This window comes from Flavobacterium psychrolimnae, from assembly GCF_003312425.1.
Lineage (GTDB): Bacteria > Bacteroidota > Bacteroidia > Flavobacteriales > Flavobacteriaceae > Flavobacterium > Flavobacterium psychrolimnae.
The window spans coordinates 63682-82623 of sequence record NZ_QNUX01000007.1 but is presented as its reverse complement, the minus strand read 5'-3'; the positions used below and the strand labels follow the sequence as shown (position 1 = coordinate 82623).

Genomic DNA, 18942 nt, shown 5'->3' with positions numbered 1-18942 from the left:
AAAATAATTCAATGTTGTTACATTTGGAAACAAATATCTCTTTTTAACTTTTGCATTGGTTTCAGTTTGCTTTCTTGTAGTTTTATTTTCATTTGCATTCTGTCATAATTTTATGACCGATGCTAGCTGTAAAGGATGACAAAAGGCATAAAACTTGTAAATTGCTAAAAAAGTGGTAATTTGTGAGCTCATATTTTCAAGTATGTTTTAAATTTGCACTCGTATTTTAATAAAATAACAATAGTATATGTATCATTCAAAAATAGAAGGATTGGGTTATTATGTTCCCGAAAACGTAGTGACAAATGACGATTTGTCCAAAATTATAGATACCAATGACGAGTGGATTCAGGAAAGAACAGGGATTCAAGAACGAAGACACATTATAAAAGGAGAAGATACAACGACTTCTATGGGCGTGAAAGCGGCTAAAATTGCGATAGAGCGTTCTGGTGTCGCTAAGGAAGATATCGATTTTGTGGTTTTTGCCACTTTGAGTCCTGATTTTTATTTCCCTGGACCAGGAGTTTTAGTGCAACGTGATTTGGGTTTAAGAACTGTTGGCGCACTAGATGTAAGAAATCAATGTTCTGGATTTATTTACGCCTTGTCAGTAGCTGATCAGTACATAAAAACTGGAATGTATAAAAACATATTGGTTATTGGATCTGAAGTTCATTCTACCGGATTAGACATGACGACCCGTGGACGTGGCGTTTCGGTAATTTTTGGAGATGGGGCAGGAGCTGCCGTTTTGAGCAGGGAAGAAGATTTGACAAAAGGGATTTTATCCACGCACTTACATTCTGAAGGGCAGCACGCCGAAGAACTAATTGTAAAAGCTCCAGGAATGGGAGGCCGTTGGGTAACGGATATTTTAGCAGATAATGATCCGGATGATGAAAGTTATTTCCCGTACATGAACGGACAATTTGTATTTAAAAATGCAGTGGTTCGTTTCAGTGAAGTGATTAATGAAGGATTACAAGCGAATAATTTACAGGTTTCGGATATTGATATGTTGATTCCGCATCAGGCTAATTTGAGAATTTCACAGTTTATCCAAAAGAAATTCAACTTGACAGATGATCAGGTATATAATAATATTCAGAAATACGGAAATACTACCGCAGCTTCAATTCCAATTGCTTTGACTGAAGCATGGGAACAAGGCAAAATAAAATCAGGAGATACTGTTGTTTTGGCAGCATTTGGCAGTGGTTTTACTTGGGGAAGCGCAATTATTAAATGGTAAAAAGTAGTTCAAGGAATCGGATTTCGATTTTAATTCTTACAGAATAAAAAGTCTAAGCCTGCGCAAATTATTGTGCAGGTTTTTTTATTTAAAGGTGAACCATTATATTTATAGTTCAAAATTGATACATCCAATACTAATCCAATCAAAATGACAAACCGTAGAAATTTTTTGAAAACAGCAGCTTTTGCTTCCGCAGCTGTGGCGTTACATTCATTCAAAGGGAAACCAGAGGAAGAAAATGATTTTTCATCTAAAAAAGGAACGAAACCCATTGTCCTTTCTACATGGAATTTTGGAATCCAAGCGAATGCAGCTGCTTGGGAAGTTTTAAAAAATAACGGTCGAGCCTTAGATGCTGTCGAGGCGGGAGTAAAAATTCCAGAAGGCGATCCAACGGAAAGAAGCGTGGGTTATGGCGGAAGGCCGGATAGAGATGGTCGCGTAACACTTGATGCGTGTATTATGGATGAAAACGCCAATATTGGTTCAGTGGGGTGTTTGGAATTTATAAAACATCCCATTGCTGTGGCTCGCGCTGTGATGGAAAAATCGCCACATGTTATGTTGGTTGGTGATGGCGCTTTGCAGTTTGCTTTATCGCAAGGTTTTGTAAAAGAAAATTTGTTATTGGAAGAATCCGAAAAAGAATGGAAGGAATGGTTAAAAACGAGTCAGTACAAACCAATTGCTAATATTGAAAATCACGATACCATTGGGATGATTGCTTTGGATGCTGATGGAAATCTTTCCGGTGCGTGTACAACAAGCGGAATGGCTTTCAAAATGCATGGACGTTTGGGCGATTCACCTATTATTGGGGCTGGTTTGTATGTAGATAATGAAATTGGTGCCGCAACAGCCACAGGACATGGAGAAGAAGTGATTCGGATTTCCGGTTGTCACTTGGTTGTCGAGCTGATGCGCCAAGGTAAATCACCACAAAAAGCCTGTGAGGAAGCGGTTTCAAGAATCGTGAATTTGACCCGAAAAAGAAATAAAAATCTAAAAGATATACAAGTTGGTTTCATTGCATTAAATAAAAAAGGAGAATATGGTTCCTATTGTATTCAGGGCGGTTTCAATTATGCTGTGAATGATGCAACTGGAAACCGATTAATCGATGCCGATTATTTTTTAAAATAAATGAAAAAAGCTCAACTGGAAATCGCCTGTTTCAATTTGGAATCAGCTGTTATTGCACAAGAAAATGGTGCTAATAGAGTAGAATTATGCGCCAATAGAACAGCGGGCGGAACAACGCCAGATTTCGAATTTACCAAAATTGTTCGGGATAAAGTCACCATTGATTTGAATGTTATGATTCGGCCTCGTGGTGGAGATTTCGTTTATTCTGATTTTGAATTCGAACAAATGAAATCAGAAATATTAGCATTGAAAAAACTTCAGGTTGATGGTTTTGTTTTTGGAATTTTAAACGAAGACGGTAGTCTTAATGAACTACAAAATGCAGAGTTAGTAGATTTGGCAAAGCCACTTCCTTGTACGTTTCATCGTGCTTTTGATGGTGTAAAAAATAAATTCCAAGCACTTGAATCGCTAATCGAATTTGGTTTTAAAGCCGTTCTGACTTCAGGAGAAGAAACAAATGCAGTTGACGGTGTTGATGTTTTGGCAAGATTAGTAGAAAAGGCTAATAATCGAATTGTAATAATGCCAGGTGGTGGGTTGCGTTCAACAAATATTGGATTATTAAAGGCAAAAACAAAAGCTGTTTTCTATCATTCTTCTGCAGTTATTGGTATGGGGGAAATAGCAAATCCAGAGGAAATAAAAGCCCTAAAAGCCCATTTATAATTCGCATAAAAGTTTTTAAATCAAAAAACTCGGAGTTGGCATACTCCGAGTTTTTCTTTTGGTAACTAACTATTAAAACTAATTTTTATTCAGGCATTTTATTTTTTGTTTAAAACAATCCTCCACCATCTTGTTTGGTATTGTTATCTCTTTGTTTGCGCTGCAAGTTTTTATTTTTCCCTGCGCCAAAGATGTAGTTAAAACCAAGATAAAGGGATTGGCTTTCCCAAGTAAACTGACCTACTTGCGGGTATGGATTTTGTCCATCAAAACCGGCTTTCATCGTATTGAAAATATCATTGAAACGAACGCTTAAAGTAGCTTTGTCTTTTAGGAAAGAATAACGTCCACCGGTATCAATTTTATACATTTCTTTACCGTTGAATTGTACACCATCAACTCCGGAACGATAAAATCCAAATAAAAGGAAACGAAGGTTTTTAGTGGCTTTGAAATTACTGTTGAAACGGGCATTGAAAGCTGATGCAGTTACTTCTTTGGAAACCAAATCAAATGTATTGGTGGTTGAATTAAGTACTGAAACTAATCCATTTTGGTTAATACTAGAAAAATCTATCGCCGGTTGTATGTCCCACCAACTATTGATTTTGTAATTTAAAGAGGCCTCAAAACCATAGGCTGTATTATTGTCGAAGTTATCAAAACTCATAATTTGTTGGTCCTGATTTTGTGGATCTGGATAGAGAATTCTGTTAATTTCATTGTAAATACTTCTTATAAAAAGACCAGTACTGAATGATCCTTTAGCAATTGTCTTAGTGTAATTTAATTCAATAGATGTGGTAAATTGCGGGTCTAATTCAGGGTTTCCAATGGAGGTTATTCTAGGTGTGCTGAATTCTCTGATAGGTTTGGTTTGGTCTAAACTAGGTCTGTCTACACGTCGGCTTAAACTGATTTGGAACTGATTCTTTTCAGTTGGAGAATAAGTCATCGAAGCTGAAGGATACACTGTGAAATAATCATCTTTGTAAGCGGTAACGCCGTTTAACATTGCGTTTACCTTGTAGCTTTCAAAACGGGCACCTAATTGATATCCTATTTTTTTGAATTTTTGACCAAATGTAGCGTAAGCAGAATAGATGTCTAAATCATAGCTGTAATCAGAATTTGATAACGAACTGTTGTTAGTCATGTAATTGTTTTCTGTTCGTATAATTCTGCTTTCAGCACCTAACTCTAAATTAGTTTTGTCATTAAGCGGATTTACATAGTCTAAATTGACGGTTGAATTTTGTCTTTTATCACCCAGATTATCGTTATAAGAACTGCTTGGAATATTTGGATTGTTGAAAGTAGTTAGAAAACTAGCATCTTGATTTTCAGAATAGATGCTGTGATTTATTTCTAAATCCAGTGTTTCACCTTCTTTTTTCGTTAAATGTTTGAACGCTACATTATAAGTTCCGTCCGTATTGTCTGAAAAATATTTGGAATTTAGCAGCAAATTTTGAGAGGTATTTGGATTTACAATGTTCACATCCACGATACCATTACCAACAAATATATTTTGATTCGTGTAAGCAGAAATAGTGTTTTTGTCATTGATGTAGTAATCCATTCCAATTTTGAACAAATGAGATTTATTATCATTCACGATATCAAACATTTGATTGGAGTTGTCGTCAAGCCTTGAAATATTTCCTTCATTGAAGTTTTTACCAAAATTATTTCCATAAGTGGAGAAAAAGTTCACCTTACCGGTTCTATAGTTCATGTTAAGGGAATTGCTAATCTTTGGTGTTTGTGCAAAAGTCAGACCTGTATTGATGCTGGCATTAAATCCGTCATTGGCATTTTTATGTAAAACAATGTTGATGATCCCAGACATTCCTTCCGGATTGTATTTGGCACTTGGATTCGTGATTAATTCAATTTTTTTAATGGAAGTGGACGGAATTTGTTTCAACAGCTGTGAAGCTTCAATATTACTTGGACGTCCATCTACCAGAACGCGTACGTTTTCGTTTCCTCGCAAAGATAATTTTCCATCTTGGTCTACATTTACAGAAGGAATATTATTCATGATTTCGGATGCCGTTGCACCTGCCGTGGTTAGATCTTTCCCTACATTGATTACTTTTCTGTCAATTTTTTGTTCAATGGTGGAAGGTTCAGCAATTATATTTACGCCCTTTAATTCAATGGCATCTTCTTCGATAGCAATCGTGTTCAGATTTGCATTTTTTGCGTCGTTTGTCAGTGAAATTGCTTTAGTGATGGTCTTATATCCCATAAACTGGATTTCAACAATGTAATCTTTTAAGGCTAAATTTTTTATTTGAAAAGTTCCTTTATCAGATGTGATTTCACCAGTAATAACTTTGTTGTTTTCTTTTACCACAATATTCACGTACGGTAAAGGTTCATTAGTTTTTTTGTCAGTGATCTTTCCAGAAATAATTCCTGTGTTTTCTAGAATCGTCGGTTTGACCGAAGTTTGTGCCTGCATCGAAAACAACGTTCCGATTAAACAGATTAAAATTAATTTAAGTTTCATGATTGATTTGATTTAAATGATTGATGAAGCAAAGGTAATTATTTATTTTAATTATTATGTATTGCAAAGTACTATTTTATGCATAATTATTATTTTGCATTTTGAAAGTACATAATAGACTGATGAGGCACTGTTTTGTTACAAGTATTTTTGGTTTTTATTATTTAAATAACAAAAAAAAAGGGCTTTCGATTATGAAAGCCCTTTTAGAGAATACGTTAGTGTTTATCTTTTTAATGAGAAATGGGATTTATATTCTTTTAAAACATTGTCCTCGGTGTATGAAATCGAAAACCAATAATCATCAGCTGGGAGTGGATATCCATTAAAGGTTCCGTCCCAACCCGAACCATTTGGAAATAATTCTTTGAGCAGTTTTCCATAGCGATCAAAAATATATAATTTTAAATTTTCACTATCTGGTATACCGGTAATATTCCAAGTATCGTTAAAGCCATCTCCGTTTGGAGTAAAGAATTTAGGACTATTTATAAGTCTGACAGATAAAGGAATTGTAAAAGTTCCGCAATTGGCATCGCTCACTATTATTTCATGAATTCCGGAGCTCACATTGGTGAACACATTACTCTCTTGTGGGGAACCTCCATCTAATGAATATAGGAAATTACTTCCGTCGCCAACAAATGGGACAGCAGTAACCGTTATGGTTTGGTTATCCGTGAACCATCCACTGGTTGTAAAGGTTACAGAGGCGGGTTTTGAAGATTCAATAACTGTAAAAGGGACAATGTCAGAAGTACAGCCAAAAATAGACAAGTTGGTAACTGTGAGCGTATAGTTTCCGGGCTCATTTGTTGAAAAATTATCAGCTGTACTGACTAAAGTTCCGTCTTCGCTTTTCCATTCAAAGGAGTACTGAGGTGCGGTAAATCCACTTTCAATAAAAGCAGCAGTAGTTATTCCAGTATCAATATCGATACAAATGGCCGGAATGTTTAGAGCCGGTTTTGGTTTTTCGGTGATAGTAATTACCATCGGTTTTTCAGTAGGACAAACCACAGTTGCAGATGTTCCTGATTCGGCATAGGCATAAATAGTAGTTGAAGCAGTGATAAAATCGCCTGGAAATCGTTCAGTGTTGTTACTTCCAGGACCGCCTGGATTCGTAAAATATCTTGTTACAGGAGCGGTATACGCCGGAAGTTCATAAGATTCACATCTGGTTACAGGAGCAATAGGTGTTATGGTTGGACTATTGTAAATGGTAATAATAAAAGGATCTTCATCAATACAGGTAACTCTATTGTTATTTTCTACATAAATATATAGTGTTGTCGTAGCAGTTATGGGAGAATAAGGAGGCAGTAATTGTACTCCAGTTCCTGCGGGACCATTGGGAGCGGTATAATAACTCCCCATTCCTACGATAGCTGGTAAATTGTAACTATTACATGCAAATTGATCGTCTATGTCATTTACAAATGTAACTATCACATCTATGCTGTATTCAGAAACACAGGTGTTAGGAGCTGCGGCTGCGGCATAAACATAGATTGTTTTTGAGGTTGTCAAAACGGTTCCGGGTGGTAAAACAGGATTCGTAGGAGAGGGTCCGCCCGCAAATTCATAATATTCCCCGTTTCTTAAATCATCTAAAATATAACTTTGACCACATCGAATAACTTCCACTGGTTTTGCATCAATTGCAGGAGATTTATTAATGGTAATCACGAATTCTTTTTCCACATAACATGTTCCGATTGGGGCTTTATCATAGAAGTACATTAGTTGTGTAGTGGTTACAGGATATCCCACGGGACGAAGTTCTCCAGTTCCTAAGGGACCTGTGAAATAATTTCCTGAATGTGCAACTGGAGGTAAATAATATACGTCGCATTGTGGCTCGGTATCTAGTATCTCTGGCAAAGGAGCAATATTCACTGTCACAGTAAAATCAAGATTATCGGTACACGCTTGTCCTGGTACATAAAACCAAAGTGTTGTGGTTGCATTGATGAATGTTCCAGCAGCAATTGAAGTTCCTCCGCCCGCTGCCGCAGTTCGATATTCTCCTACGACCAATGTCGGAAGTGTGTATGAAGAACATGAATTTACATCTGTTGGGGGAGTAATGCTAGCTAAACCAATAAAGACTGTAAAGGTCTTTTCGTCGGAACAATTTACTGGAGAAGTACCACTCTCTTTATATACATAGATTTGGGTAGTCGTACTCACTATTGTTCCTGCTGGCAAAAGAAATCCGCTCTTATTAATTCCAGTGTAATAAATACCACCATTAGGATCGTTAGGTAATGTGTAAGAGGTGCATGCAAATTGATTTGAATAATTAGGTAATGCAGTAAATGGAATAATAGTTATATCAAATGGTCTTTCTTGTGTACAAGATGGTGTAATAGTTGTGTCTTCAAACCAAACATAAATTCTGTTAACTCCCGGTGTATTTACCGTAAATCCAGCTGCTAACTCTATATTACCAGGAGTGTTAGTTCCTCCGCTTTGAGTAAAATATCGGGCATAGGGTAAAGAGGGTAGCTGATATTGCGTGCAATATGTTTGTGAAACTGGTGTTATTGAGTCTAAATCAGCAATAGTCACGTTAAAAGAATCTTGGTTGGTACACAGCCCAGATTGATTAAAAACATAAAGGTTCAATGTAGTAGTATTTATTATATCTCCTACAAAAAGTTGTGTTCCGGTTCCGTTATTTCCGGTCCAGTATTGCGCTCCGGCTTTTGTTAATGGTGGGAGAGTATAAGAGTCACATACAAATACATCTGGTAATATATCTACTTCTGGCAAAGGATTGACAATCAATTTAAAACTGGTAACAACATAACAATTAGGATTTGAAATATTTTGTAATCGAACCCATAACGTTGTGCTTGGAGATAATAATTGGTTACTTGCATTTGGAGTTATAATATTAGTATTGTTATTTGCTCCCGTTTCTGAGGAGTGAAATGTAAGAAGGTTGTACGATGTATTTTGAGAACCAATAATGGACGCAATTTGTGTTGTTAAGTTGAAATTAGCTCTCAAAGGAGTTTCAGATAAATTTCTGGAACATAGTGTTGCATCTGCCGGGATATTTGCAATTTGAGGTGGCGGAACAATCAGCAATTGAAAAGACCTAACTTCAAAGCATAACGTGTCCGGGTTTTGAATTCTGGCAAAAATTTGTTTCCCACTTTCAGTACTTGAAATAGTCTGAAGAATTGATATTGCGCCAATATTTCCCCGTGCATCTGCATCAGTTAAGTGATAAGTAATAATAGTATTTGCGGGTAAATCATCTAAAGCGCCATCTGTACTCGTCGATTGGTTAATCCCAGCCCTAATGATTATAGTGTTTTTATTTAGATCAAAATCATAGGAGGAAGCCCCAGAATCACATGCGTAAATGTTAGGAACTGTCGTGATTACGCCGATCTTAGGATAAATTTCTATCGTGATTTCATCTGTAACTTCGATGCATCCGGGTTCTTTATACATTACACTATAAGTATGAATTCCGGAACTAACCAGTGGAGTGATTGCATTGAGATCTAATGTCACCCCTGTTTGTGCCGGCGAAAATACTATTCCATTTTTTTTCCAAACAAAAGTAGTTGCCGGATCTAAACCTGCGGCCGATAATATTGGCAACGTGTTACCAGGACAAATTGCAGCATTGTTTGCCGTAGTGTAATCAAGTCCTAAAACATCTTGTCCAATATTAAAACTATTTGCTTCTAAAAAGATGGCAGAATCATAACCCGTATTATTTCCTCCGTCAGCAATTACTAATTTAATTCGATAGACGTGAGTAATATCTAAGCCGGTTGCCGAAGCTAGCATTGAAACTGTTTGTCCGTTGAAATTTATGGCAGGACCAAATCCACCTCCATTAAAAGCTCCAAAATAGTTTGGATTGGCGGAAGGGCAACTAGGATTATAAGCCATGTCTCTTATGGTTTCAACAGAAACCGGGATAGCAGTACCGGGAATTACAGCTAAATTTACATTTGTGCCACCAGCAGTTACATCTTTTAAAAGAAAAGCAAAAGCATCGGAAAAATTACATTGGGAAGTTCCATATTCTTCGGAAGCAAAAAGAAAAGAAAAATCGAAATTGGGTGTTTTAGGTTGGAAATCAAATTCAATGTAACTCGCATTTGTCGAATTAATAGTTATTCCAGACTGCGAAAGTAAATTGGCCTCCAAATCAGAATCTCCTATCCATGCCGCTGAACCATCACTGAGAACGCTGGTATTAGGACTTACTACTTTGTTTACATCTCCGGTCGTTAATACGACACCGTTAGAAAATGGAAAGGCACTATTGGTGTTTTCAAAATATCCTATTCCGTTTGAAGATCCAAATGCTGTTCCTGTTCTCGAACTTACATTGACACCCTCAACACAAGGCGAATTCACTAATACCTGATTTACCAATTCGTTAACCGTGTATTTCGTTGTGCTTATGTTAACTGATTGGGAATGAATATTTTGTAAAACCATCAACAAAATAAAAATAAGTGTCTTTTTCATGTTTTAGGTTGTTAATTTGCATATCAAAAATAGTGAAAATTGAATTACCATTTTTAAAAAATGCTAAATTTATGTTAACTCAATCTTAAAGGCAGTTGTAAAACGGCTTTTTTCATTTATTAGTGTTTTTAAGACGTAATTGAAAAACTTTTATAAGCATATTAAGGAATTAGAATTATCTTTGCATTTTTAAATTTACACCATGACATTACAACAGATTCTTACACCCTCTATTGAAAAAGCTGTAAAAGCTTTGTTTGACGTTACCATTGATAAAGTTGAATTTCAAACTACACGCAAGGAATTTGAGGGAGATATTACAATGGTTATTTTCCCCTTGTTGAAAGTGGTGAAAAGTAATCCAGTAGAATTAGGAAATAAAATAGGGAACTATTTAGTTGAAAATTTAGCTGAGGTAAGTAGGTTTAATGTAGTTTCAGGATTTTTAAATATTGTTATTTCAGATGAATATTATTTGGATTTCTTCGGAGAAATAAAAGACGATGTTAAATTTGGTTTCGTTACTCCAAATCCAGAAGATAAAGCGGTAATGGTGGAATATTCTTCGCCAAATACCAATAAACCCTTGCATTTAGGTCACGTACGTAATAACCTTTTGGGATATTCAGTGGCAGAAATCATCAAAGCTTCGGGTAAGAAAGTATATAAAACTCAAATCATTAATGATAGAGGAATTCATATTTGTAAATCAATGTTGGCTTGGCAAAAATTCGGAAACGGACAAACGCCGGAATCAACAGGTTTAAAAGGAGATAAATTAGTTGGAAATTACTACGTTGCTTTTGATAAAGCGTATAAAGAAGAAATAGCGCAATTAATGAGCGCCGGCAAAACAGAAGAAGAAGCTAAAAAACAAGCGCCAATCATTCTCGAAGCTCAGGAAATGTTGCTAAAATGGGAAGCTGGAGACGAAGCCGTTATTTCGCTGTGGAAAACCATGAATCAATGGGTTTATGATGGTTTTGCTAAAACCTATAAAAATCTTGGTGTTGATTTTGATTGTTTTTATTACGAAAGTAACACCTATTTATTAGGGAAAGATGTTGTTCAGATTGGTTTGGACAGAGGTGTTTTCGAAAAAGATCCTGACGGTTCGGTTTGGATTGATTTAACGGATGAAGGTTTGGACCGTAAAATTGTATTGCGTTCAGATGGAACTGCGGTTTACATGACGCAGGATATTGGAACGGCGATTCAGCGTGTGAAAGATTATCCAGATGTTGGTGGAATGGTTTATACGGTAGGTAATGAACAGGATTATCACTTTAAAGTGTTGTTTCTTATCTTGAAAAAATTAGGTTTTGAATGGTCTAAAAATTTATTTCATTTGTCGTACGGAATGGTGGATTTACCTTCCGGAAAAATGAAAAGTCGAGAAGGAACAGTTGTAGATGCCGATGATTTGATGCAGGAAATGGCTGATACAGCACAGAAAATTGCAGAAGATTTAGGGAAATTAGAAACTTATACAGCCGAAGAAAAAAGTACTTTGTATAAAACCATAGGTTTAGGCGCTTTGAAATATTATATTTTGAAAGTAGATCCTAAAAAGCGAATCCTTTTCAATCCGGAAGAATCGGTAGATTTTGCAGGAAATACTGGCCCGTTTATTCAATACACCTACGCCAGAATTCAATCTATTATTCGTAAAGCAAATTTTGATTTTTCGAATAAATCAAAAATTACAACGTTGCACGAAAAAGAGAAAGAACTGGTAAAACAATTAGAGTTATTTCCTGAAGTGATTCAAAATGCAGCACAGCATCACAGTCCTGCTTTGCTGGCAAATTTTACCTATGATTTAGTTCGTGAATACAATTCATTCTATCAAGCAGTTCCTATTTTGGGCGAAGAAGATTTAGAAAAGAAAATCTTCCGTGTTCAATTGTCTAAAAAAGTAGCAGATATAATTGCAGCTTCATTTAAATTGTTGGGAATTAGTGTTCCTGAAAGAATGTAAATAAAGTTGATTTTAATACGAAAAAGATAATATTTTTAGTAATTTTAAACGAAATTACTAATGTATTATGAAAAAAATAGTGCTTTTCCCGTTTGTGCTTTGTATTTTTTTGCTAAACATTGCAGGTACATGTTGCGATGATGACGCAATAGTATCAAATACTGTAGCTAAAAGTCCGGAAAGTATACTGGCGACTTTGAATCACGGAACTTGGAAAGTCACTTATTTTTTGGATAGTAAAACAAATAAATCGAGTTCTTTTTCAGGCTATAATTTTAGTTTTGGTCCAAATAATATTTTAATGGCAGATAATTTCAATGTAGATTACAGCGGAAAATGGACAATCACAAAATCAGATATCGCGGATGATAATCCAAATAATGATATCGATTTTGCTATTTCGTTTTCAAATCCTTTAGCTTTTGTCGGGTTATCTGAGGAATGGGATGTTGTTGAAATCACTGCTACACAAGTACGATTAAGAGCTTTAAAGAATGGTAATGCTGAAATGAATTATTTGACATTTGAAAAGAATTAGTTTATTTTAAGTTAAATCAGCGAATACAACTTCAAAACAGTCTAAAAAGGCTGTTTTTTTTATAATATTATGAATACAACTTCAAAATCAAATGCTTAAATTTGCATTTCAAAATAAATAAATACTATGTTCGATAATTTAAGCGATAAACTAGACAAAGCCTTTCATATATTAAAAGGACACGGAAAAATTACTGAAGTAAACGTAGCCGAAACTTTGAAAGAAGTTCGACGTGCCTTGCTTGACGCCGATGTCAATTTTAAAATTGCAAAAGATTTTACCACTAAAGTAAAAGAAAAAGCAATCGGACAGGATGTATTGACAACGCTTCAGCCGGGACAATTATTGGTGAAGTTAGTCAAAGATGAACTGACTGAATTAATGGGTGGCGATGTTGCCGGAATCAATCTTTCGGGAAATCCAACAGTTATTTTGATGGCTGGTTTACAAGGATCTGGAAAAACAACTTTTTCTGGAAAACTAGCGAATTATCTTCTTACAAAAAAGAACAAGAAACCACTTTTAGTGGCCTGTGATATTTACCGTCCTGCGGCGATTCAACAATTATATGTAGTTGGAGATTCGATTGGAGTTGAGGTGTATTCAGAACCAGAAAATAAAAATCCGGTAGAAATTGCTCAAAATGCAATCAAACATGCGAAGGCAAACGGATTCAATGTAGTGATTGTCGATACAGCAGGTCGTTTAGCTGTTGATGAGGAAATGATGAACGAAATAGAACGCGTTCATAAAGCCATTCAGCCGCAAGAAACCTTATTTGTTGTGGATGCAATGACAGGTCAAGATGCTGTAAACACGGCAAAAGCTTTCAACGAAAGATTAAATTTTGATGGGGTTATTTTAACCAAATTAGATGGTGATACACGTGGTGGAGCAGCAATTTCGATAAAATCGGTTGTTAATAAACCAATTAAATTCGTAGGTACCGGAGAAAAGATGGACGCCATTGATGTGTTCTATCCAATTCGTATGGCCGAAAGGATATTGGGGATGGGAGACGTTGTGTCTTTGGTAGAAAGAGCGCAAGAGCAATTTGACGAAGAAGAAGCACGAAAAATCCAAAAGAAAATTGCCAAAAACGAATTCGGTTTTGATGATTTCCTTTCTCAAATTCAACAAGTAAAGAAAATGGGTAATATGAAAGATTTGGTTGGAATGATACCAGGTGCTTCAAAAGCCATGAAAGATGTGGAGATTGAAGACGATGCTTTCAAACATATTGAAGCCATTATTCACTCGATGACGCCAATTGAAAGAAGCAAGCCGGCTTTGATTGATGTAAAAAGAAAAGCAAGAATTGCAAAAGGTTCCGGAACCAAAATCGAACAGGTGAATCAGTTAATGAAGCAGTTCGACCAAATGAGTAAGATGATGAAAATGATGCAGGGTCCAGGAGGGAAAAACCTAATGAAAATGATGGGCGGTATGAAAGGCGGAATGCCAGGAATGAAATAAAATGAGTAAAAAGCCGAAAGTCTTAAAGTCGTAATGATTTTAAGACTTTCGGCTTTAATATATTAAACCCAATAACAATGCAACTACTAGACGGAAAAAAAACAGCGGAGGATATTAAAAGTGAAATCGCTGTAGAAGTACAAAAAATGAAAGACAATGGGGAGAAAGTTCCTCATTTAGCAGCCCTAATTGTTGGAAATGATGGTGCAAGTTTAACTTATGTAGGGAGTAAAGTAAAGGCGTGTGAAAGAGTAGGTTTTGAATCTACTTTAGTAAAAATGCCAAGTACTACTACTGAAGTTGAATTGCTAAAGAAGATTAAAGAATTGAACGAAAATGATGCTATTGATGGATTTATCGTTCAATTGCCGCTTCCAGAACAAATTGATGAGCAAAAAGTATTGATGGCGGTAGATCCAAGCAAAGATGTCGATGGATTTCATCCTGAGAATTTTGGAAAAATGGCTTTAGACATGACTACTTTTATTCCTGCGACACCTTTTGGAATTCTGGAATTGTTAGAAAGATATGGAGTAGAAACCAAAGGTAAACATACCGTAGTTATTGGGCGTAGTCATATTGTGGGAAGACCAATGAGTATTTTGATGGGTAGAAAAGGTTTTCCTGGAAATTCAACAGTCACTTTGACGCACAGTTACACTAAAAACATTGAGGAAATTACTATTCAAGCGGATATCATTATTACGGCTTTGGGTGTTCCAAATTACCTGAAAGCAAATATGGTAAAAGAGGGAGTTGTCGTTATTGACGTAGGTATTACTCGTGTTCCTGATGAAACAAACGAAAAAGGATACGTAATCACGGGTGATGTTGATTTTGAAAATGTAAGTAAAAAATCATCGTTTATCACTCCAGTTCCAGGTGGAGTAGGGCCTATGACCATTGCAATGTTGTTGAAAAACACGCTTTTGGCAAGGGAAATGAAAAGAAATAAATAAAGACAAAATAGTTTTGATCGAAAGCCTTAAACATACGTTTAAGGCTTTTTTTATCTTAATAAACGCATAAAATTCTGATAATTGATGCTAAAATGGAATTTAAAAGAATACTTTTACAACACTTAAAAAAGACCTTTAAAATGGACGATTATTATTCGGAAATGTTGAACTAATATAGCACTTGACTTTTTCAAGAGGCTATACATAAACCTATAGAATTTTGAAATGAGAGCTTTTTACAAAAACAATAACGGATTAATTGCCACTGCTGATTGGACTCCAAACTGCTGGATCAATATTGAATGTCCTACTGAAGCAGAAAAAAAATATTTACTCGAAGAATTACAAATTCCCGAAGCATTTTATAACGACATTGAAGATATTGATGAAAGACCAAGGATAGAAATTGAAAATGGTTGGACTTTGATCATCATGCGAATTCCTGTTAAGAGTAACGATGTGAAGTTGCCTTTTCATACGATTCCTGTCGGGGTTGTTTTTAAAGGAGAAGTTTGTATTACCATTAGTTTTCATAAAACGGAAATGCTTACGGATTTTGTAACCTATACCAAACGCAAGAATATCGATATTAAAGACAACTTCGATTTAGTGTTGAAGTTATTGCTGTCATCCAGTGTTTGGTTTTTGAAATACTTAAAACAAGTCAACCAAAAAATAAAATTAGCCGAAGACAATTTAGAAAAGTCAATTAAAAATGAAGAGTTGCAGGCGTTACTTCAAATAGAAAAATGTTTAGTATTCTTTATGACTTCCTTGAAGGGCAACGATATTTTGTTGCACCGAATCAAGAACATTAAATCCCAAAAAGAGCATTTTGACTTGGATTTGCTGGAAGATGTTGAGATTGAATTGCGTCAGGCGCAGGAAACTACTAATATTTATAGCGACATCTTAACGGGAACTATGGATGCGTATGCTTCTGTGATTTCAAATAATATGAATACGATTATGAAGCAGATGACTTCGATTTCGATTATTCTGATGATTCCAACATTGATTGCCAGTTTATATGGAATGAACGTTCCTAATGATTTAGAAGATAATCGCTTTGGAATATGGATTGTTATTTCTGTATCAGTTTTGTTATCTGCTTTTGGTGTGTTTTTATTCAAAAGAAAAAGATGGTTTTAATTTTAAATTAATATTAATCTTACTTTTTTCGATTTTTGATTCAATTAATTTATATATTTAAGCAAATAATTAAATATTATAAAAATGAAAATTTCAAACAGAGACATAAAAATATTTTTCTTAGGATTTGCTACACTTTTTATCATACAAACAATCTACGACTGGGATTCTACTATTGGTGAGATTCAAAGAGGTTGGGAAGCAGGCAAAAAATAGATTCTGAGCAAACGAATCTTTTATACCACTCTTTTCTTTTAAACAGAAAGGGAATTATTTTTAATAAATATTTATTAAAAATAATTCCCTTTCTGTTTTGAAATCTAAAATTAATAAGTAACTTTGTAGTTCAAAGTACTTTATTTATGAGTCAAAAACTTCAAGAAGATTTATCACATATTCGTTCCATGATGGAGCGCTCTTCCAGATTTATTTCGTTAAGTGGCCTTTCAGGAGTATTTGCGGGCTTATTCGCATTAGCGGGATCAATTTATGCATATCAATTATTTAAAAATAATGGTATTGAATATTTTGATGGAAAGCAAAAGATGTATAGTTATGATTTAATAATCGAATTAGTTTTCGTTGCTTTGGCAATTTTGATACTTGCATTTGGGGCAGGGATATTTTTTACTTTGAGAAAAAGTAAAAAGTTTGATTTGCCGATTTGGACGAATACCACTAAAAAAATGTTACTGAATCTAGCGATTCCTTTATTAGTTGGAGGCGTATTTTGTGTAGCACTTTTATACCATCAATTGTTTGCTCTGATTGCTCCTGTTACTTTATTGTTTTATGGTTTAGCACTTATTAATGCTGGGAAATATACTTTTTCGGATATTAGATATTTAGGTGCATGTGAAATTATTCTAGGATGTATTTCACTTTTTTATCTTGGTTTTGGTCTTGTTTTTTGGGCAGTAGGATTTGGAATTTTGCATATTTTGTATGGAATAATTGTGTTCAAAAAATACAAATAGAAATGGGAATCATTGATAAATTAAATAAAGATTTCGAAAGTCGGGTTAGATTAGGCATTATGTCTGTTCTGATGGTAAGCGATTGGATTGATTTTACTGAAATGAAATCTTTATTGAATATCACTGATGGAAATTTAGCAAGTCATTCTTCGGCGTTAGAAAAATCTGGATACATAGAAGTAAAAAAAGAATTTGTTGGTAAAAAACCAAAAACGTCGTATCGAGTTACCAATATTGGCAGAACTGCTTTTGTTTCACACTTGAATAGTCTAGAAAAATTAATCAAATCGAAATAACCCTTTTTTTTAACTTTATACTTTGAAATACAAAGTACTTTTAAATCATTAATTATGAAAAAACTACATTTTATTTTAATCAGCAGTTTGGTTTTTACACTGCTTTTTTACAACCAAGATTTGGGTCTCAATTGGGCCATTTTCGGTATGATGCAAACCGCCTTAATATGTTATTTCTTCCAAGAGAAATTTACTAGTAGGTTGCATTTGATTTTAGTGGTTACATCGGTTCTGTCTTGCTTTGCATTTGCCTGGTACGGAGATTTTCCATCGTTTTTTGCCATGGCTTTGTCGATTATCTTTTTACAATTCAAAACTCAGGAACCAAAACTTAAATTGTTACAGGCTATTCCTTTAGTATTAATGAACGGTATCGCTTCGTTAGGTCGCATATTGATGTTCAGTCAATATCTTCCTAAGCGAAAAGTCAATAACGGTTTTGCTAAAAAACTGATTGCTTATTTTGTTATTCCAATCCTATTTCTTGGGTTGTTTTTAATTGTATATTCTTTTGGAAGCGATCATTTTTCGTCTTTGTTTACTGGTTATTATTTAGATATTGATGCGTGGCAAGCATTTGTACTGACCGCTTTAGGATTTTTCATTTCGTTCACTTTCTGGAATTATTGGATTCCTGAGGTTTGTTATGAAAAGAATAATTTACTGGACAATGATTTTAAGGAAGAAGCCAAAACGCAAAATCTAAATTCATTTTCGTTTCTGGATATTGATTTTGAAAGAAGAAGTGGCGAGATTACGTTGTTTCTTTTAAATACGTTGCTTTTGGTTTTTATTGCAACTTATAATTACGAACAGTTTTTTGAAGTGGTCCAAAAATCTAACTTAAGTTCTGATACACACGAAAGAGTTGCTGCCGTTATTTTTTCAATTATAATGGCAGTTGGCGTTATTTTATTCTATTTTAAAGGAGGATTTAATTTTGATGAAAAAGCTAAAAATCTTAAAAAATTAGCAAAGATTTGGATTTTCTTAAACGGAGTTTTAATCCTTAGTACAATTATTAAAAACTCAGAATATGTTTCTTTTTTCGGATTGACTTATAAAAGATTGGGTGTTTATGCTTTCTTGATTCTAGCCATAATTGGATTGGTTATTTCTTTTATAAAAATTACCAAGCAAAAAACGAATGCTTTTCTTTTCAATCAAATGATTTGGTATTTCTACGGAACAATCTTACTATGCAGTTTTGTGAATTGGGGAAATCTGATTACCAATTATAATATTTCGGTAAACAAAGGTGTTGAACAACGTTTTCTGAGAAGTTTGAACTTTAATGATAAAGCCTATTATGATTATTTTAAACTTCATCCAGAACAGATGCAAGGGAAAGAGAATTTTAAATTCGGCTATGAAGAGAATTTACCTGAAGAAAGCTTTTTGTCGAAATCACTTTATTACGAATTTTTGGATTCTAAAAACGAATAAAATAGAAAATC

Annotated in this window: 14 protein-coding genes; 12 read left to right on the top strand and 2 right to left on the bottom strand. The window is 34.7% G+C overall.

Annotated features, from left to right (window positions below; genetic code table 11):
• The first annotated feature begins 247 nt into the window (after window positions 1-247).
• From DR980_RS08950 to DR980_RS08940, 3 genes are all read left to right on the top strand, one after another.
• Window positions 248-1255: a 3-oxoacyl-ACP synthase III family protein gene (locus DR980_RS08950; RefSeq protein WP_113635225.1), complete on the top strand. Its 1008-nt coding sequence runs from the start codon at window positions 248-250 to the stop codon at window positions 1253-1255.
• Window positions 1256-1405: 150 nt separating this feature from the next.
• Window positions 1406-2401 carry an isoaspartyl peptidase/L-asparaginase family protein gene (locus DR980_RS08945; RefSeq protein ID WP_113635222.1) on the top strand — a complete coding sequence of 332 codons (996 nt, stop codon included), beginning with the start codon at window positions 1406-1408 and terminating at the stop codon, window positions 2399-2401.
• Window positions 2402-3073 carry a copper homeostasis protein CutC gene (locus tag DR980_RS08940; protein ID WP_113635220.1) on the top strand — a complete coding sequence of 224 codons (672 nt, stop codon included), beginning with the start codon at window positions 2402-2404 and terminating at the stop codon, window positions 3071-3073. It abuts the gene before it with no gap.
• Window positions 3074-3182: 109 nt separating this feature from the next.
• Here DR980_RS08940 and DR980_RS08935 read toward each other — a convergent pair whose 3' ends face one another.
• Both DR980_RS08935 and DR980_RS08930 read right to left on the bottom strand, forming a co-directional pair.
• Window positions 3183-5594, bottom strand: a complete 2412-nt coding sequence (locus DR980_RS08935) for a TonB-dependent receptor domain-containing protein (protein ID WP_113635217.1) — start codon at window positions 5592-5594, stop codon at window positions 3183-3185.
• 225 nt (window positions 5595-5819) lie between these two features.
• On the bottom strand, window positions 5820-10106 hold the full coding sequence (locus DR980_RS08930) for a T9SS type B sorting domain-containing protein (protein ID WP_113635214.1): 4287 nt from the start codon (window positions 10104-10106) through the stop codon (window positions 5820-5822).
• 202 nt (window positions 10107-10308) lie between these two features.
• Between DR980_RS08930 and argS the strand changes: the two genes are divergently transcribed.
• From argS to DR980_RS08890, 9 genes are all read left to right on the top strand, one after another.
• Complete coding sequence (gene argS / locus DR980_RS08925) at window positions 10309-12087, top strand: arginine--tRNA ligase (RefSeq protein ID WP_113635211.1); 1779 nt, start codon at window positions 10309-10311, stop codon at window positions 12085-12087.
• A gap of 67 nt (window positions 12088-12154) precedes the next feature.
• Complete coding sequence (locus DR980_RS08920; RefSeq protein WP_113635209.1) at window positions 12155-12625, top strand: hypothetical protein; 471 nt, start codon at window positions 12155-12157, stop codon at window positions 12623-12625.
• A gap of 126 nt (window positions 12626-12751) precedes the next feature.
• The gene (gene ffh / locus DR980_RS08915; RefSeq protein ID WP_113635207.1) at window positions 12752-14101 is read left to right on the top strand and encodes a signal recognition particle protein; all 1350 of its coding nucleotides are present in this window, start codon (window positions 12752-12754) and stop codon (window positions 14099-14101) included.
• Window positions 14102-14178: 77 nt separating this feature from the next.
• Window positions 14179-15060, top strand: a complete 882-nt coding sequence (locus tag DR980_RS08910; protein WP_091171725.1) for a bifunctional 5,10-methylenetetrahydrofolate dehydrogenase/5,10-methenyltetrahydrofolate cyclohydrolase — start codon at window positions 14179-14181, stop codon at window positions 15058-15060.
• 225 nt (window positions 15061-15285) lie between these two features.
• On the top strand, window positions 15286-16212 hold the full coding sequence (locus tag DR980_RS08905; protein ID WP_113635205.1) for a magnesium transporter CorA family protein: 927 nt from the start codon (window positions 15286-15288) through the stop codon (window positions 16210-16212).
• Between the two features lie 84 nt (window positions 16213-16296).
• A complete protein-coding gene (locus DR980_RS16620; RefSeq protein ID WP_262510251.1) occupies window positions 16297-16428 on the top strand; it encodes a hypothetical protein in 132 nt (43 codons plus the stop codon).
• Between the two features lie 146 nt (window positions 16429-16574).
• Entirely contained in the window at window positions 16575-17189 is a 615-nt protein-coding gene (locus DR980_RS08900) for a hypothetical protein (RefSeq protein ID WP_113635203.1), read from the top strand.
• Window positions 17190-17191: 2 nt separating this feature from the next.
• Entirely contained in the window at window positions 17192-17485 is a 294-nt protein-coding gene (locus DR980_RS08895; protein ID WP_113635200.1) for a winged helix-turn-helix domain-containing protein, read from the top strand.
• Window positions 17486-17539: 54 nt separating this feature from the next.
• Window positions 17540-18931, top strand: coding sequence for a DUF4153 domain-containing protein (locus tag DR980_RS08890; RefSeq protein ID WP_113635197.1), 1392 nt, complete (start codon window positions 17540-17542; stop codon window positions 18929-18931).
• Window positions 18932-18942: the final 11 nt, after the last annotated feature.

Bases quoted from the DNA above. Each gene is read 5' to 3' on its own strand.
- DR980_RS08950 (WP_113635225.1), top strand. From the start codon at position 248: ATGTATCATTCAAAAATAGAAGGATTGGGTTATTATGTTCCCGAAAAC.
- DR980_RS08945 (WP_113635222.1), top strand. From the start codon at position 1,406: ATGACAAACCGTAGAAATTTTTTGAAAACAGCAGCTTTTGCTTCCGCA.
- DR980_RS08940 (WP_113635220.1), top strand. From the start codon at position 2,402: ATGAAAAAAGCTCAACTGGAAATCGCCTGTTTCAATTTGGAATCAGCT.
- DR980_RS08935 (WP_113635217.1), bottom strand. From the start codon at position 5,594: ATGAAACTTAAATTAATTTTAATCTGTTTAATCGGAACGTTGTTTTCG.
- DR980_RS08930 (WP_113635214.1), bottom strand. From the start codon at position 10,106: ATGAAAAAGACACTTATTTTTATTTTGTTGATGGTTTTACAAAATATT.
- argS (WP_113635211.1), top strand. From the start codon at position 10,309: ATGACATTACAACAGATTCTTACACCCTCTATTGAAAAAGCTGTAAAA.
- DR980_RS08920 (WP_113635209.1), top strand. From the start codon at position 12,155: ATGAAAAAAATAGTGCTTTTCCCGTTTGTGCTTTGTATTTTTTTGCTA.
- ffh (WP_113635207.1), top strand. From the start codon at position 12,752: ATGTTCGATAATTTAAGCGATAAACTAGACAAAGCCTTTCATATATTA.
- DR980_RS08910 (WP_091171725.1), top strand. From the start codon at position 14,179: ATGCAACTACTAGACGGAAAAAAAACAGCGGAGGATATTAAAAGTGAA.
- DR980_RS08905 (WP_113635205.1), top strand. From the start codon at position 15,286: ATGAGAGCTTTTTACAAAAACAATAACGGATTAATTGCCACTGCTGAT.
- DR980_RS16620 (WP_262510251.1), top strand. From the start codon at position 16,297: ATGAAAATTTCAAACAGAGACATAAAAATATTTTTCTTAGGATTTGCT.
- DR980_RS08900 (WP_113635203.1), top strand. From the start codon at position 16,575: ATGAGTCAAAAACTTCAAGAAGATTTATCACATATTCGTTCCATGATG.
- DR980_RS08895 (WP_113635200.1), top strand. From the start codon at position 17,192: ATGGGAATCATTGATAAATTAAATAAAGATTTCGAAAGTCGGGTTAGA.
- DR980_RS08890 (WP_113635197.1), top strand. From the start codon at position 17,540: ATGAAAAAACTACATTTTATTTTAATCAGCAGTTTGGTTTTTACACTG.